Below are 15,977 nucleotides of genomic sequence, written 5' to 3' on the forward strand. Positions count from 1 at the left end.
GCCTCGTCTGCTTCGTCAGACTCGGTCGGCCACGCTCAACATACTGTAAAGTATGCCTCGCATGGCCTCGGTCGTCTTCCTCGCATCCAAAGCGGACTCGGCGCTCTCGCGACGAAATCTGATGAGAAATGCGGGCTAGTAGTCGCCCCATTTATGGGGCCGTCCCTCGCATAAATTTGCCCGATGAATCGGGCGGCTACAAGGGGAACCAGCTGTTGTTACGTCCACATGGTTCGATCCAAAGAGCGGTATTGAATGGCCTCAGAAACATGAGGAGCTTCTATCATTTCACAATTTGCTAAATCTGCAATGGTGCGGGAAACTTTGAGAATGCGATCGTGAGCCCGAGCGCTCATTCCAAGTTCTGTCACAGCCATTTTTAAGAGGTTCTTTCCCTCTGTTTCCAAAACACAGTGCTTACGAATTTCTCTTAAGTTCATCTGCCCATTGGTAAAGATTCCTTTTCTCTTGAATCGGTTTTTTTGGATTTCCCGAGCCTGATCGACTCGTTGGCGGACAACTTCGGAGCTTTCTAGCGCTTGATCATTGGACAGTTCATGGAATTTGACCTCTGGAACCTCGATGTGGATATCGATTCGGTCAAGCAGGGGACCCGAAATTTTTGAACGGTAACGCTGAACTTGAAGGGGAGTGCAACGGCATTCTCGCCTGGGATCAGTAAAATAGCCACAAGGACAAGGATTCATGGCTGCAACCAGCATAAATCTTGCGGGATAGGAGAGTGAGCCCATCGCTCGGGTAATCGTTATGTGGCCATCTTCCAAGGGTTGCCGGAGCACTTCAATGACATTGCGTTTGAATTCTGGAAGCTCATCCAAAAAAAGAACGCCATGATGTGAAAGACTGACCTCTCCCGGTTTAGGAAAAGTTCCACCCCCAACCAAACCGACATCACTGACGGTATGATGGGGAGAGCGAAAGGGGCGGGAAGTGATTAAAGGTTTTTCGGGACTCAGTGTTCCAGCAACACTGTGGATTTTTGTGGTCTCAAGGGCTTCTTCTAGATTCATGGAGGGAAGAATTCCAGCCAATGCCTTTGCAAGCAGGGTTTTCCCTGATCCTGGAGGACCAATCATTAAAAGATGATGAGAGCCTGCTGCTGCAATTTCAAGGGTCCTTTTGGCAAGCGCTTGCCCCTTAATTTCAGAGAGATCAAGATCGGCATATCCGTTTTGTTCAAAAATTTTTTCGGGATGAATTTCACTGTTTTTCAATTCAATTTCATTCGATAAAAAACGGACTGCCTGAGAGAGCGTTTGAAGGGGAAGGGCTTTGATTCCTTGAACAACTGCGGCTTCTTGAATATTTTCTTGAGGGACCAAAACCCCTTTTTTCCCTTGTTTTAATGCGAGAAGAGCCATGGCCAAAACCCCTTTCACGGGCCGAATCTGGCCATCTAAAGCAAGCTCTCCAATCACAAGATAATCCCGAATTTTTTCAGTCATCAGTTGATTGGAAGCGATGAGAATTCCTAAGGCGATGGGAAGATCAAAACTGGGCCCTTCCTTTTTAAGATCTGCTGGGGCAAGATTGACCGTGATCCTTTTAGACGGTTGAGAAAATCCTGAATTTTCAAGAGCGGACTTGACACGATCTCGCGATTCTTTGACAGAAGTATCAGGGAGTCCCACCAAGACCATGGTGGGAAGCCCACGGGTAATATCCACCTCAATCTCGACCGCATAAGCATCCACCCCTAAAATAGCGCTCGAGAAAACTTTTGAAAGCATGATTTGAAAAGCCTTTTTTAAATGATGGTCATCAAAATGAGTTTCGAATCACAAACATCATACATTGCTAGGAGAAATGTTACAAATATTTACAAGCTTTCATTTCTTTTAATTTCTGTGAGGAGTAAAAATTAACGACGTCTATGCTTTTTTGTCAGTTGTGTGTATTCTTGGATAAGCATAGAGTCGTCTAAAGCTGTTTCAAATTGTTTAAGCCATCCCAGAATATATTTTTGATCTAACTTCTTTTGTCTCATGATAATCCCTTCGATATCTTCATGATCTCTTGACCGGGTGGATATGATTTTGTAGATGAGGAGATCTTCGGGTGTACAGATTTTGAGAAATATTCCAGGTTTGACTTTAATTGGAACAGATCGCTCAATGACTTTAACATCAAAGGGTGTTTCTGCGAGCAATAGATCTATTCTGACTCCCTCTGGGCTTTTCAAAAAGATGAGACCTGCTTTTTGGAGGTCTTCTAAAGGGTTTGACGAGAGGAATTGGTAGGGAGCAGCTATCTTGTTGACCAGTTGTTTCGATTGAGAACGGTCAAGGAGTATTTTAAAATCTATGTCTCGAGTGAGTCGAGGTTCTCCCCAAATAGCAATTGCCAATCCTCCGATGACGACGGACTTAATTTTTTTCTCTTGGAGATAGGTTTGAAACTTAAAGGTGATCTGATAGAGATCTTCCACGGCGATTCCTCAACAACAAATTCAATTTTCCGAGTCGTTCTTGGAAATGGGAGAGATAGATTTTTCGTTCATGATGAAAGATCTTTTCCGTTTGATCAAGCAGGGGACGAAAGGTGTTGTAGAGATCAAGAAATTCGCATATTCCTTGATGCACGCTAAGAGATTGTAAGACCTTTTTCTTGTTTTTTTCGTGATAAAGCTGTCCCTGACGCAAGAAGGATAAAGAATGAGAATGAGTACCCATGGATGTATTTTACCATGATTTCTATGCTTAAAATTTAAAAAATAACTAAAATAGATATCCGTCTGCTTCAAAGGCATTTTCAAAATGTTCGATTCTTTGAGGAGAAGAATCTTTTAAATAGACGCTGACGACATCAAAACGATAATCAAAATCTTTGGCCCCGGATTCTTTGATAAATCCAAGAGCTGTACGAATGATTTGTTTTTGTTTTCGTGTATCGACTCTCGATTCAGGTCTTCCAAAATCATTGGAAGCAGCATTTGTTTTGACTTCCACAAAGGTTAATTTTTTTCGATCGAGACAGACCAGATCAATTTCACCTAAGGACGATCGATAATTTCTTTGAAGAATTTTATAACCCTTTTGACGCAGGAATTTTTCTGCGGCTTTTTCGCCTTCTTTTCCCACCTCGATGTTCATCGTTCTATCTTTCGTCTTGGAGTAATTGTTTAACCGGTTCAAAACTTGTACGATGGACAGGACAGGGGCCTTTTTCCTTGAGCATTTCTAAATGAAGTTTGGTTCCATATCCTTTGTGTTGTTTAAAACCATAACCGGGATAACGCTCTTCGTATTCAAGCATTAAATGGTCACGTGTGACCTTGGCGAGAATGGAAGCGGCTCCAATGGAATAACTTAAATCATCTCCCTTTGGAATTCCTTTCTGAGGAAGGGAAAGGCCTGGGATTTTAAAGCCATCGACCAGTACAAATTGAGGGCCAGGTGAGAGTTGACTTAAGGCCATTCTCATGGCTTGGAAACTGGCCTGAAGAATGTTTAATTGGTCGACTATACGCTCATTACAAATGCCAATTCCTTTGAGGATAGAAGGGTCTTCCATTAAGAGATGATAAAGGCGCTCTCGCTTTTGAGGACTTAATTTTTTGGAATCTCGAATGCCTTCAGGACTTTCTTTCTTCTGGAAGATCACTGCAGCTGCTACCACCGGGCCTGCCAGAGGTCCTCTACCTGCTTCATCGACTCCAGCAATCAGGGAAAACCCTTTTTGGAAAAGTTTTCTCTCAAACTGATCTCTGGGTTCCAAGACCACCTCAAGGTTTGTGCGAACAACTATGAAAACGAGTCCATAGTCTATAGTCCATGGTCCATGGAAATAAATAACTCCTTTAAAACTGTCGACCGTTGACTGTGGACCGTAGACTATTTTTATGACTCTATTTTAACCGGAGCCTCACTCTGTGGCACTTCTTTCTGAACATCAGCGATTAAAGTTTTCTTTTCCTTAATCTTAGACTTTTTTCCAACTTTTTCCCGGATGTAATAGAGTTTGGCCCTTCTCACTTCTCCATGGCGAACGACTTCAATTTTTTCAATGCGAGGAGAGGCTAAAGGGAAGGTTCGTTCGACTCCTTCTCCAAAGGAAATTTTTCTCATCGTAAAGGTTTTTGCAATGCCACCCCCATGCCTTCCAATCAAGGTTCCTTCAAAGGGCTGAATTCTTTCCTTTCCCCCTTCAACGATTTTATAAAAAACCTTTAGAATGTCCCCAATTCTAAAATCCGGAAGATCTGTTCGGATCTGTTTTTCATTCAGTTTTTTCATGATATTTGTTTTCATAAGCCTCTATTATAGTAAATCAGGTCTCTTTTGTTGAGTTCTTTTTATTGCTTCTTCATTTCGCCACTTTTTGATTTTTTGATGATCTCCAGTCAAAAGAATTTCTGGGACACTTTCATCTTGAAAGATACGAGGTCGTGTATATTGAGGATATTCTAAAAGTCCCATGGAAAAGGATTCCGTCATAAGAGAATCCGGATTTCCAAGGACTTCAGGAACGAGGCGTACGATAGCGTCTACGACCACGGCTGCGGCCAGAGCCCCGTTGGTTAAAACATAATCTCCAATCGAAATTTCCTCATCCGCGAGTCCTATTTTTACGCGTTCATCAATCCCTTCATAATGTCCACAAATAAAAATAAGATGGGAAAGACGTGAAAATTCCATCGCCTTTGCTTGGGAGAATTTTTCCCCTTGAGGATTGAGAAGAATGATCTTGGACTCGGATGTTTGTACCGACTTTACCGCTTTGAAAATAGGCTCAGCTTTCATCACCATTCCTGAGCCTCCCCCATAGGGGCGATCATCACAGGTTTTGTGTTTATCCGTTGTAAAATCGCGGGGATTCACACAATGAATTTCAAGAAGTCCTTTTTCTTGCCCTTTCTTTAAAATGCTTGAAGAAAAAAAGCCTGCAAGCATTTCTGGAAAAAGAGTGATGATATCGATCTTTAAAGACATTTTTTCTCCATTCAGGAAACAGGGATAAGGAGTTCTTATCTTATCCCTGAATTAAAATAAATTTGAAATTTGAGATTTGAAATTTATTTTTTAATACTGAACCCCTGACTTTTTTAAAAGCGTTTTAACTGTGTCAGAAGGTTGAGCGCCTCTCTTGATCCAGTCAAGCACCCGTTCCTTTTCAACGGTGCAGTTCTCAACCGCTTTTTTCTTAGGATCATACGTTCCTAAAGTTTCAAGAAATTTACCATCTCGAGGGCTTCTTGAGTCTGTTGCAACAATACGGAAGAATGGTTTTTTGAGTGTTCCCATTCTCCTCAGACGAATTTTAACCGACATACTGTTCTCCGTTGTTGATGTTTTTAATTTACAACTCCACTCCAATCTGGAGTTCCTCTTCTTGCTGAAGCTCTGAGACGCGTTCAATCTTTGCGCCGAGAGCCCTCAACTTCTGTTCAATTTTCTCATATCCTCTGTCTAGATGATACACTCGATGGACCTCCGTTTCGCCATCAGCAACCAACCCCGCAAGAATAAGGGCTGCACTGGCTCTGAGATCTGAGGCCATGACTGGGGCCCCGCTCAATTTCTTTCTTCCCACCACAACAGCGCTTGATCCTTCCAGAGAAATCTTGGCTCCTAACCGATTGAGTTCGCTGATATGCATGAATCGTTCAGAATAAATTTTTTCTGTAATCACACTAATCCCTTCCGAAATGGACATCAGTGACATCATCTGGGCCTGCATGTCGGTTGGAAACCCAGGATAAGGAAGTGTAATCACGTCAACCACCTTTAGCGGTTCTTTCCGTGAAACTGTAATTCCATCCACTTCAAATTCAAATTCAGCCCCCGCGTCCTGCAATTTATCAATCACGGCTGACAAATGTCGATATCGTGCATTTTTAACTTTGACAGGACCTCCTGTCATGGCTCCGGCTACAAGGTAAGTTCCAACTTCAATTCGGTCAGGAATAACGGTGTGTTCAGTGCCCTTGAGTTGAGATGAACCTTCAATTTTAATCGTATGAGAACCCGCCCCTTCAATTTTAGCCCCCATTTTCTTTAGGAATTCAGCAAGATCCACGATTTCAGGCTCACAGGCTGCACTTTCAATAAAGGTGATTCCTGGTGTAAGACAGGCTGCCATCATGACATTGGCTGTTCCAAGGACACTAGAACCAAAGCGTCCTCCTAAAAAAATATCTGCGCCTTTCATGAAAGTTCCATCGGCAACGACATAACCATGCTCCACTTGAATTTTAACATTGAGAGCTCGTAACCCTTTAAGATGAAGATCAATGGGACGAGGGCCAATCACACATCCCCCAGGAATGCTGACCACTGCCCGACGTGTTTTCGCTAAGAGGGGACCCAAAAGACAAACCGAGGCCCGCATTTTTCGAACCAATTCATAAGGGGCCTTATTCTCATGCAAATTTTGTGGATCAATCTTAAGAGAAGAAGGCCCGATCCATTCGCACTCGACTCCTAAAAAATTTAAAATTTCGATCATGGTGTTGATATCTTTTAACTGGGGGACATGATGAATAATGGAGGGACTTTCTCCCATCATGGCTGCTGCAAGAATCGGAAGGCAGGCATTTTTTGCCCCGCTTGCCTGAAGTGATCCTTGTAATCTTTCTCCACCTTGAATAACAATCTTGTCCATAGTTTCTACACCATGCTATTGATCTGACAAAATTAAAAATTGACAATTGACAATTGGTAATAAAAATAAATAAATTCCTAAATGATCCATTTTCAATTTTTAATGATTAATTAAGTTTTATTTTTTTATCGCCTTCACAATTCTATCTTTTCCTGATAGATCTTTTAAAATTTCAAAATTTTTAAAATTTCTTGTTTCTAGAATAATCTCTTCCACAATGTCGCTTTGAGCATTTCCTCCAAATTCCATCAAAAAAAGGCCTTCTTTGCTTAAAAGGGAGCTTACATTACTCATCATTTTTCGAATGATTTCGATCCCTTTTTCCCCACCCCAAAGCGCAATGCGAGGCTCAAAAAAACGAACTTCGCGAGGTAAATCGTTCCAATCCTCTTTGGCAACATAGGGTGGATTAGAAACCACCAAATCAAAAGGTTTGCTGCAAAATAATTCTTTTGTGAAATCAGCCTGAGAGGTTTCGATCTGAGAAGAAAGATCATGAAAAGTGATGTTTTCTCTCGCCACCTTTAAAGCTTTCTCAGAAATATCGATTGCCAAAATACGTGAGTTAGGAACATGCTTTGCAATGGCAATGGCGATATTCCCTGAACCGGTTCCCAAATCTAAAATTCGATGCATTTTTTTGGGATGTTGACAAAACCGATGTTGACAAAACCAATGAATAGCTTCTTCCACCAAAATTTCTGTCTCGGGTCTAGGAATTAAACAGTCTGAAGTTATTTTTAGCTTCAATGAAAAAAACTCCACTTCTCCCATTAAATACTGTAACGGAACGCCTTTCACTCTTTCAGCTGCAAGCTCAAAAACCCGATTGCAATTTTCTTGAGATATTTCTTGGTTTCTTTCAATATAAAGTTCGGCTCTCGATTTTAACTTCAGTGTTTCTGCCACAATCCATTCCGCATCAACGTCGCAATCATTCACCTTCCCTTGACTAAGATGGATACGAACTTCATTCAGCAAATTCTGAATTGTTTTAACTTTACAGTCAGTTTTGATCATTGTTGTCATAAACTTTTGTTCATCCAAGTGGATGAGAATTAATAATTCAAAATCCAAAAATCAAAAATCAAAATGACATACTAAAATCCAAAATTTCTAATGCTGCTGCAAGGGATGCATTTAGATTTTCATCATTGTATTAATATAATCATTCAACAACGCTTGAATCATCGGTTCAATTTTACCCTCCATAAATTCCTGGAGGTTATAGAGGGAAAACCCAATTCGATGATCCGTCACTCGATTTTGAGGGAAATTATAGGTTCTGATTTTTTCGCTTCTTTCCCCCGTTCCAATTTGAGATTTTCTTTCTTGAGAAAGTTTGATTTGTTCTTCTAAATCTTGTTTTTCTTTAAGCCGGGCTCGCAAAACGCGAAGCCCCTTGGCCTTATTTTTATGCTGAGATTTCTCATCCTGGCAAGAAATCGTAATCCCGCTTGGGATGTGAAAAATCCGAACGGCAGAATCCGTTGTATTGACACTTTGTCCGCCAGGTCCAGAGGATCGAAAGACATCAATTCTAAGATCCTCTGATTTTATTTCAATTTCTATATCCTCTGCTTCAGGGAGAACAGCAACGGTGACGGTAGAAGTATGAATTCTTCCACTCCCTTCTGTGACGGGAACCCGCTGAACCCGATGAACTCCGCTTTCAAAGCGAAGCTTCCGGTAAGCATCCGGCCCTTCTACCGAAAAAATAATTTCTTTAAACCCTTTTAATCCGGTTGGGCTGCTCGACAAAGGCTCTAATTTCCAACCATGATCCTGAGCATATCGGTCATAAAGCCGAAACAAATCAGCTGCAAAAATGGATGCTTCATCGCCTCCTGCACCTGAGCGAATTTCTACAATGACATTTCTTCCCTCGTTCTTGTCGTGGGGGAGGAGATCCGCTCTGATTTCAAGCTCCAAATCTCCTTTTTGATGTTGAAGGCGCTCCAATTCCCCTTTTAAAAAAGACGTGAGTTCAAGATCAAGATCATTCTTCGGGTCCTTTTGTAAGAGGGTAACCTCTTCAATTTCTTCAAGGACCTTTCTATAGGCTTCCATTTTTCCAACGGTGCCCCTCAAGGAGGCATGCTCTCGAGCGAGCTCCTGATACTTGGACCGATCTAGAAAAACCTTTGAATCTGAAAGGAGCGTTTCCAGCTCCTTCAGTCGTGATTTTGATTCGTCATATCTTTCTAACACAAGCTATTTCTCGTCTTTATAAACTTTCGTTTACCTCTTGTAGTCGCCCGATTTATCGGGCAATCTATGCGTGGCCCCATGAATGGGGCGGCTACTTATTACTTTTTGTTGTATCTTTTTTGAAAGCGTTCGACCCGTCCTGCGGTATCTACAAATTTCTGCTTGCCTGTGAAAAGGGGATGGCATTTTGAACAAATCCCCACCTTTAAATTTTCTTTCGTTGATCGAGTGTGAATGACTTCCCCACAAGCACACGTAATCGTTGTTTCCATGTAAGTGGGATGAATTCCTTCTTTCATAACATCCTCCAAAAGAATAAGTTATATAAAAAATGTCCTTTAAAAAGACTTGAAACCATAGCATAAAATGAGACGTTTAATCAAGCGTTACTGCTGGTGCAGAGTCACGAGAAATTCTGCATTCGTTTTGGTCTTCTTTAACTTTTCGACCAGAAGTTCCATGGCTTCTACGGCGTTCATGGTGTTCAAAGCCCGGCGAAGCATCCAGATTTTCTGAAGCTCATCCGGATGAAAAAGCAACTCTTCTTTTCGCGTTCCAGATTTTTCAATGTCAATTGCAGGGAAAATACGCTTATCGACGAGCCGGCGGTCCAAGGTGATTTCCATATTACCAGTTCCCTTGAATTCTTCAAAAATGACCTCGTCCATTCGGCTTCCCGTATCCACAAGGGCTGTAGCAATAATGGTAATACTTCCTCCCTCTTCAATATTTCGAGCTGTTGCAAAAAAACGCCTGGGTTTATGAAGGGCGTTTGCATCAATACCCCCGGAGAGAATTTTACCGCTATGGGGTTCAAGCGTATTATAAGCACGGGCGAGGCGAGTGATGCTGTCTAAAAGAATGACCACATCGAAGCCATGCTCGACCAATCGCTTGGCCTTTTCAATCACAATTTCAGCCACTTGAACATGACGCTCAGGCGGCTCATCGAAAGTGGAACTGACGACTTCGCCTTTGACCGTTCGTTTCATATCGGTCACTTCCTCAGGACGTTCATCAATCAGAAGAACGATGAGTTTGGTCTCTGGAGAATTGGTTGCGATACTTTTGGCAATTTTCTGGAGAATCATGGTTTTTCCGGTACGGGGTGGGGCAACAATCACACCCCGCTGTCCCTTCCCAATCGGGGATAGAAGATCCATCACCCTCATGGATATATCATTCGAACCATCCTCTAAAAGAAATCGCGATTGAGGATAGAGAGGCGTTAAATTATCGAAAAGAATTTTATCTCTTACCTTTGAAGGACTTTCAAAGTTAATGGCCTCAACCTTTAAAAGCGCAAAATACCGCTCTTTATCTTTAGGGGGTCGGATCTGGCCCGAGACCGTATCTCCTGTCTTTAGATCAAATTTTTTAATCTGAGAGGGAGAAACATAAATATCTTCAGGGCAGGGAAGATAATTATAATTGGGTGATCTTAAAAAACCAAAACCATCTGGAAGGACCTCTAGCACTCCCTCTCCAAACATTAGACCACTCTTTAATGCCTTGGCTTTAAGAATCTCAAAAATCAACTCGTGCTTTTTAAGATTTGCCATTCCCCGAAGGTCTAACTCCTTACCCATTTGATTCAGCTCGGAAACGGTCATCTCCTGCAATTTAGCAATGTCTGTCGTTTCTCCCACAGCATCGGCACGAGAGACCGTATCCTCGTCCAGTATTTCCCTTTCCGAATTTTGTGATCCTTGAGATGTTCTTCCCAGTCTAACCATATTTTTTCTCTCCTTTTATGTTAAAAATTTTAATCAATTCCACCCAAACTTTTTGAGTCTCACTTTTAAGCTCCAACTTTGTTCCTCGATTATGAATGATAAAATTGGCCTTCTTCATCTGAAGTTTTGAATCCATTTGATGCTTCATGCGAAAAAGAACTTGTTGCGGTGAAATCTTTAAATGTCGAGAAGCTCGTTCAATACGTTTTTTTTTAAGGCAAACGACAACAATGACCTTTTTAAAGAAACGTTCCAAATGTTTTTCAAAAAGAAGGGGAATAATGAATATCCCGATCGATGATTTTTCCCCTCTCTCTTCCTGTATCTTTTTCTTAATCTCTCGAATGACAGGAGGATGAATGATTTTTTCCAGTTGGTCCAGTTTCTTTCGATTCTGAAAAACAACCTCAGCTAATTTTTTTGGATCAATCTTTCCTGAAGCTTGGAGAATTTTTTTTCCAAAAGCGTGAAAAATTTTCACTTGAATCTTTTTTTCTTCTAAAACTGTTTTAGCAAGGACATCTGCTTCAAAAACTTGAGCCCCCACACGTTTCAGGTATTGGCCAACCGTACTCTTCCCTGATCCAATTCCTCCGGTTAATCCAACCCAATTCACTTTTCACCTGTATGACTTAAATTCATTCCAAGTTCCGAGATCGTTTTCACGCCTTCTTTGGTAGCGGCAATCGCTTTTTCAGATAAGTTTAAAAGCTTATAAATTTTAGCTAAACGAAAAAAAATCATGAAATCGTTTGGATCAAGGAAAAGGGCTTGGTTGTACTTTTTCTCAGCCTCATCATAAAATTGTTCTTTTAAATACTGATCTCCTTCCTCTTTCAATTTTTGAGCTTGTTCAAGCTCCTGAGGTGAAAGAACCCGATAGATCACGTATTTCGCGTTCTGATAAGTCAGGTCAAATCCTTGAATACGCTTACCATACTCAAAACGGGCTACAGGTGCCTGTAACGGAATTTCAAGTGCATTGGCCATATAGGCCCATGAGTACTTCGATCGATCTTGAAACGTCCCAAGGGCATGCACATAATAATGAACACCATTTTTAATACAGTACTGATAAAAAGCTTTTTCGTTTATTTGAAAGAGCGTCTGGGTAAATTGTTCTATCTTCTCCCGCATATCCCTGGATTCGTATTTGGGGTGGAGTACAATCGCCCTATGGCTATATGCAAGAAAAGAGGGGGATAACCCAAAATTCGCAAGGACCACAGCCTCTTTTCGCGTATGGACCTTAACCCAATGGACTACTCCCTCAAGCTGAGAATAAAGAACGGGTCTTTCAAAACGAGAAAAATCATTTGTAACGTCTTTTGCTTCAAAGAGTAACGTCAGAATTAAACAAGAATTCCAGATCATTTTCGTTCTTTGAAGGCTTGTCCTAAAGGGTGCTGAACCTATGAGGCACGCAAGGAAAAATACCAGAAATACTTCCAACCTTACAAAAGCTAGACTTAATATAAGGAAAGAGAAGAAAAAAAACAAGAGAAAAAATAAGGGCCTATTTTTGGGTGAAAATTGAAGGTCTGATTCTGGAGAGACGTTGAGTTTTCTCCTAAGATCTTTATAAAAAGAATAAATCGCTGCCAAGCCGAGCAAAAAGGCTGGGACAAGACTTTTAAGATGATCAAACGAAAGGGACTGAAGGGCAGGTGTCCAAAGGAGACGGATATCAAAGGGGAGGAGCGAAGGGTTTTCGGGTTTGATGTTTAAAAATTTAATTTTGTAGAATATTAACTCAATCATGTGATTATAAATGGGGAGATAAGGAGATTGCCAGCCCAGAAAGCAGAAAAGGGGTAGGAGTAAAAGGAGAGAGAACCTCTTCCATCTTTTAGAAAAAGGAAGGATCAATCCTAAGGCATAAAGCCCCATCATTCCTGGAGAGAAGAGAAACTGATGATCTTTGAGATAAGGGTGAAAAAAAGCTGTAGGAATGAGAACACATAAATGAATGATCCAAAGAGGATGTCGAAGACGAGGATCTTCATGAGCAAAAAACACATGGCCGATTTCATAAATCATCCATAAAATAAAATAGATTTGGGAACCATCCCAAATTATGAGGGCAAGGCAAAGACTCAAGGCCGCCAATATTTGTTGTAGGATTTTTCTTGCTGGAATGAAGAGCAGGGCAAAATGGAGAAAGAGAAATGGAAGCGCAAAATTTTCTCGGGAGTACTCCATGCCTGTTGACCTGATAACAGAGCAAAAACTAATGCCGTAAATTAAGCTCGAACCCAGGTTTAAGAAGGGATTTCTCGAACTTCGAAAAGTAATTCCAAAAACGAGAAAAATAGAAAGAGAAAGAAAAAAAGATTGAGCCATTTTTAAAAAATGGGCATAGGGAATAGATTTAAAGAATTTTCGATAAAAAAAACCTAATAGATGATCCGGGGTCAGTGAAATTTTTTTGGAAGCCGAAAACCCTTCTGGATATTGGGCTTTACGCTCAAGAGACGCCATATCTTTTCCTTGGGCTACAGCCTCTGAAAAGGTGTAGAGAAATGCCCCCTCTAAGGTGAAAGGGAGTTCGTCTCCATATTTTATATCGATGGCGTGGCGAATCCCAATCCGCAGCCAGACGCATAAAATATAGACGGTGATGAGGGAGAGGATAATGAATAATTTTTTTGAAAGTTTCATATGAATTATAACATAATTAGAAGCTCTGAGACGGGCTCGAAGCTCGAGGCTCAAGGCTCGAGGCAAATACTTCTTCGGTTTTTGCTTTTCCCTCGAGCTTCGAGCCTTGAGCCTCGAGCTGCTTTTAAAGCTCCATCCAATTCTTACCTTGGTTGATATTGATTTTGAGTTTAACGCGTAGGGGAGTGACGTTTTCCATTTTTTCTTTGAGTAAGGATTGAATAGTTCCTTCTTCTTTTTCAGGAACGATGAGAATGAGTTCATCATGAATTTGAAGAGAAATTTTTGAGGATAAGCTATTTTCTTTCAAGGCGTGATGAACATTGATCATGGCTATTTTTATTAAATCGGCAGCGGTCCCTTGAATGGGGGTATTGATGGCCATTCGTTCCGCCAGTTGACGTAGAGAGATTTGAGAACTTTTAAGGTTCGGAAGATAACGCCTTCTTCCAAAAAGGGTCGTAACATAGCCATTTTCTTTGGCCTTTTCTAAAATGAGTTTCAAAAATTCATGAACTTGAGGAAAGCGTTGGTGATAGGCTTCTATAAAATGCTTAGACTCCTCTATGGAAATTCCTAATTCTTTTGAAAGGCCAAAGGTGCCCATTCCATAGATGATTCCAAAATTAATGACTTTAGCCTTCGCTCTCATCTCGTCGGTGATTTTTTCTTCGGCAACACCAAAGATTTCCTGTGCAGTCGAGCGATGAATGTCTTCGTCCATTTCAAAGGCTTGAATCAGTTTAGGGTCTTCAGAAAGATGAGCGAGGACTCTCAGTTCAATCTGAGAATAATCAGCCGAGAGAAGAATATGATGTTCCGGGGCAACAAAGGCCGCTCTAATTTTTTTTCCTAAATGGGATCGAACGGGAATGTTTTGAAGATTGGGGTTGAGGCTTGCAAGACGTCCTGTTTCTGCTGAGGTTTGACTAAAGGTCGTGTGAAGCCGCCCCGTTTTTGGATGAACAAGGGAAGGAAGGGCATCCACATAAGTCGATTTAAGTTTTGAAATTTGGCGATATTCCAGTAGCAAAGGGATGATGGGATGGTGAGAAGTTAATTCGGTGAGGACACTGGCATCGGTTGAATAACCGGTTTTCGTTTTTTTAATGGGAGGAAGTTTCAATTTTTCAAAGAGAATTTTTGAAAGTTCTTTAGAAGAGTGAATATTAAAAGATTCCTCTGCAAAGGTATGAATTTTGAGTTCCAGCTTTTTAAGCAAATTTTGAAATTCATGAGACATTTTTTCAAGTTGAGAAAGTTCTAAGGGAATGCCTGTTTTCTCCATCTCAGCCAAGACCTCAATCAGGGGCATTTCAATTTTACAAAAAAGTTCTGTTTGATCTGATTTTTGGAGCATCGATGACAAAATGGGTTCCAATTCTAGGGAAAGGGCTGCTTCTTGAACGACGCTTTCGGGAGTTTCCACTTCTTGTGCTGCAATATTGGTTTTCAAAAAGAAACTTGCCAACTCTCTAAAATCTTTAAAGTGAGTTGTAGAATTGGCCAAAAAAGCTGCAACTTTAATGTCGAACGTTATTCCTGATAAGGAAAGGTGACTGCTTTCTAAAATGAGACTCTGTCCCTTTAAGTCATAACCTATTTTTTGAATAGAAGCATCTTTTAATAGATGGAAAAATTTTGAAAAATCTCTGTTTTTTTCCTGAAGTGAAAGATAGTAAGCTTTTTGATCAGGGGTCATGACTCCGATCCCTAAAAGAGAAGGTTCAAAAGGAGAAATTTTTTCAAAATGAATAGCCATTCCCATCTTTGGATGTTGTTGGAGCACTTGATTCATTTCGTCTATTTCATGGATATCTTGAGGTCGGATGATGTTGTAAGTAGAGGTTTGGGAAGGGGATGCTTCTCTTAAAAAATCTTTGAATTCAAGCTCTTCAAAAATTCTCAAGAGCTCATCTTGATTTTTAGCTTGGATTTTAGTTTCTTCCCATGAAAACTTGAAGGGAACCTCGAGTGAAAGGGATGCTAAATTTTTGCTTAATTCTGCAATTTTTTGATGTTCGAGGAGAGATGATTTTTTTGTTTTTCCAATGGTAGACCAGTTTTTTTCAAAAATCTCTTCGATGGTTTTAAATTTTTGAAGAAGAGCGGTTGCGGTTTTGGGGCCTACGCCAGGAATTCCGGGAATGTTGTCTGAAGTGTCTCCCACTAACCCCAAAAAATCAGTGATTTGACAAGGGAGGACCCCCCATAATTCCTTTACATCAGGTTCATCTAGAATTTTTTCTTGAGAAGGATCAGGCATGACATGAACATGAGGTTGAATCAGTTGAAGCATGTCTTTATCTGGACTGACAACAAAGACATCAAAAACTGATTTCGCTTTTTCTGCAAGGCTTCCCATCACATCATCTGCCTCAAATCCTGAAATTTCTAAAGTGAGGATTCCAGAGGCTTTAACCAAATTTTTGATCCAGGGGAGTTGAATCACTAGATCATCAGGCATGGGTTTTCGATGAGTTTTATAGTTTTCAAAGGCTTGATGACGAAAAGTAGGTCCCTTGGCATCAAAAACAATGACAAGATGGTCAGGATTTTTTTCATTTATAAATTTTTGAAGAGTTTTTGTAAATCCTAAAATGGCGTGGGTGGCCATGCCTTTGGAGTTTTGTAAGGGGCGGATGGCAAAAAAGGCTCGATAAATGAGGCTTGTCCCATCCAGAATAAAAAATTTTTTTCTAGGTAAATCGTTCATATTTTAGGGTTTTTAGGGTGATAAAATGA

Annotated in this window: 16 protein-coding genes; 1 reads left to right on the forward strand and 15 read right to left on the reverse strand. The window is 40.8% G+C overall.

The annotated features are described in order from the left end of the window. Nucleotides 1-218: 218 nt before the first annotated feature. The 14 genes from HYS07_01355 to HYS07_01420 form a co-directional block, all read right to left on the reverse strand. A complete protein-coding gene (locus tag HYS07_01355) occupies nt 219-1,751 on the reverse strand; it encodes a YifB family Mg chelatase-like AAA ATPase (protein MBI1869822.1) in 1,533 nt (510 codons plus the stop codon). A gap of 131 nt (nt 1,752-1,882) precedes the next feature. Further along, a complete protein-coding gene (locus HYS07_01360) occupies nt 1,883-2,449 on the reverse strand; it encodes a nucleotidyltransferase (protein ID MBI1869823.1) in 567 nt (188 codons plus the stop codon). A gap of 289 nt (nt 2,450-2,738) precedes the next feature. Next, a complete protein-coding gene (locus tag HYS07_01365) occupies nt 2,739-3,113 on the reverse strand; it encodes a YraN family protein (GenBank protein ID MBI1869824.1) in 375 nt (124 codons plus the stop codon). 4 nt (nt 3,114-3,117) lie between these two features. Continuing rightward, a complete protein-coding gene (locus HYS07_01370) occupies nt 3,118-3,744 on the reverse strand; it encodes a ribonuclease HII (protein MBI1869825.1) in 627 nt (208 codons plus the stop codon). 116 nt (nt 3,745-3,860) lie between these two features. Continuing rightward, entirely contained in the window at nt 3,861-4,271 is a 411-nt protein-coding gene (gene rplS / locus HYS07_01375) for a 50S ribosomal protein L19 (GenBank protein ID MBI1869826.1), read from the reverse strand. Between the two features lie 9 nt (nt 4,272-4,280). Continuing rightward, on the reverse strand, nt 4,281-4,952 hold the full coding sequence (gene trmD, locus HYS07_01380; GenBank protein ID MBI1869827.1) for a tRNA (guanosine(37)-N1)-methyltransferase TrmD: 672 nt from the start codon (nt 4,950-4,952) through the stop codon (nt 4,281-4,283). A gap of 90 nt (nt 4,953-5,042) precedes the next feature. Next, nucleotides 5,043-5,291, reverse strand: a complete 249-nt coding sequence (gene rpsP / locus HYS07_01385) for a 30S ribosomal protein S16 (GenBank protein ID MBI1869828.1) — start codon at nt 5,289-5,291, stop codon at nt 5,043-5,045. Nucleotides 5,292-5,319: 28 nt separating this feature from the next. After that, complete coding sequence (murA, locus tag HYS07_01390; protein MBI1869829.1) at nt 5,320-6,624, reverse strand: UDP-N-acetylglucosamine 1-carboxyvinyltransferase; 1,305 nt, start codon at nt 6,622-6,624, stop codon at nt 5,320-5,322. Nucleotides 6,625-6,741: 117 nt separating this feature from the next. Next, nucleotides 6,742-7,653 carry a peptide chain release factor N(5)-glutamine methyltransferase gene (prmC, locus tag HYS07_01395; GenBank protein MBI1869830.1) on the reverse strand — a complete coding sequence of 304 codons (912 nt, stop codon included), beginning with the start codon at nt 7,651-7,653 and terminating at the stop codon, nt 6,742-6,744. Between the two features lie 111 nt (nt 7,654-7,764). Further along, the gene (prfA, locus tag HYS07_01400) at nt 7,765-8,835 is read right to left on the reverse strand and encodes a peptide chain release factor 1 (GenBank protein MBI1869831.1); all 1,071 of its coding nucleotides are present in this window, start codon (nt 8,833-8,835) and stop codon (nt 7,765-7,767) included. A 98-nt stretch (nt 8,836-8,933) separates the two neighbouring features. Further along, nucleotides 8,934-9,134, reverse strand: coding sequence for a 50S ribosomal protein L31 (gene rpmE / locus HYS07_01405; GenBank protein MBI1869832.1), 201 nt, complete (start codon nt 9,132-9,134; stop codon nt 8,934-8,936). Between the two features lie 87 nt (nt 9,135-9,221). Further along, entirely contained in the window at nt 9,222-10,571 is a 1,350-nt protein-coding gene (rho, locus tag HYS07_01410; protein ID MBI1869833.1) for a transcription termination factor Rho, read from the reverse strand. Then, the gene (locus HYS07_01415; protein MBI1869834.1) at nt 10,564-11,187 is read right to left on the reverse strand and encodes a dephospho-CoA kinase; all 624 of its coding nucleotides are present in this window, start codon (nt 11,185-11,187) and stop codon (nt 10,564-10,566) included. The genes rho and HYS07_01415 overlap by 8 nt, the downstream gene beginning before the upstream one ends. Beyond that, on the reverse strand, nt 11,184-13,232 hold the full coding sequence (locus tag HYS07_01420; protein ID MBI1869835.1) for a hypothetical protein: 2,049 nt from the start codon (nt 13,230-13,232) through the stop codon (nt 11,184-11,186). Before HYS07_01420 ends, HYS07_01415 begins: the two co-directional genes overlap by 4 nt. On the opposite strand from HYS07_01420, the gene HYS07_01425 reads away from it, so the two are divergent. Continuing rightward, a complete protein-coding gene (locus tag HYS07_01425; protein MBI1869836.1) occupies nt 13,233-13,388 on the forward strand; it encodes a hypothetical protein in 156 nt (51 codons plus the stop codon). Here the strand turns inward: HYS07_01425 and polA are convergent. Then, nucleotides 13,357-15,948 carry a DNA polymerase I gene (polA, locus tag HYS07_01430; protein ID MBI1869837.1) on the reverse strand — a complete coding sequence of 864 codons (2,592 nt, stop codon included), beginning with the start codon at nt 15,946-15,948 and terminating at the stop codon, nt 13,357-13,359. The genes HYS07_01425 and polA overlap by 32 nt on opposite strands. Nucleotides 15,949-15,977 lie beyond the last annotated feature (29 nt).

The sequence above is a fragment of the Chlamydiota bacterium genome, assembly GCA_016178055.1.
GTDB lineage: Bacteria > Auribacterota > JACPWU01 > JACPWU01 > JACPWU01 > JACOUC01.

Coding starts and splice junctions, on each gene's coding strand:
- HYS07_01355 (MBI1869822.1), bottom strand. CDS start 1,751: ATGCTTTCAAAAGTTTTCTCGAGCGCTATTTTAGGGGTGGATGCTTAT.
- HYS07_01365 (MBI1869824.1), bottom strand. CDS start 3,113: ATGAACATCGAGGTGGGAAAAGAAGGCGAAAAAGCCGCAGAAAAATTC.
- rplS (MBI1869826.1), bottom strand. CDS start 4,271: ATGAAAACAAATATCATGAAAAAACTGAATGAAAAACAGATCCGAACA.
- trmD (MBI1869827.1), bottom strand. CDS start 4,952: ATGTCTTTAAAGATCGATATCATCACTCTTTTTCCAGAAATGCTTGCA.
- rpsP (MBI1869828.1), bottom strand. CDS start 5,291: ATGTCGGTTAAAATTCGTCTGAGGAGAATGGGAACACTCAAAAAACCA.
- murA (MBI1869829.1), bottom strand. CDS start 6,624: ATGGACAAGATTGTTATTCAAGGTGGAGAAAGATTACAAGGATCACTT.
- prmC (MBI1869830.1), bottom strand. CDS start 7,653: ATGACAACAATGATCAAAACTGACTGTAAAGTTAAAACAATTCAGAAT.
- rpmE (MBI1869832.1), bottom strand. CDS start 9,134: ATGAAAGAAGGAATTCATCCCACTTACATGGAAACAACGATTACGTGT.
- rho (MBI1869833.1), bottom strand. CDS start 10,571: ATGGTTAGACTGGGAAGAACATCTCAAGGATCACAAAATTCGGAAAGG.
- HYS07_01420 (MBI1869835.1), bottom strand. CDS start 13,232: ATGAAACTTTCAAAAAAATTATTCATTATCCTCTCCCTCATCACCGTC.
- HYS07_01425 (MBI1869836.1), top strand. CDS start 13,233: ATGAATTATAACATAATTAGAAGCTCTGAGACGGGCTCGAAGCTCGAG.
- polA (MBI1869837.1), bottom strand. CDS start 15,948: ATGAACGATTTACCTAGAAAAAAATTTTTTATTCTGGATGGGACAAGC.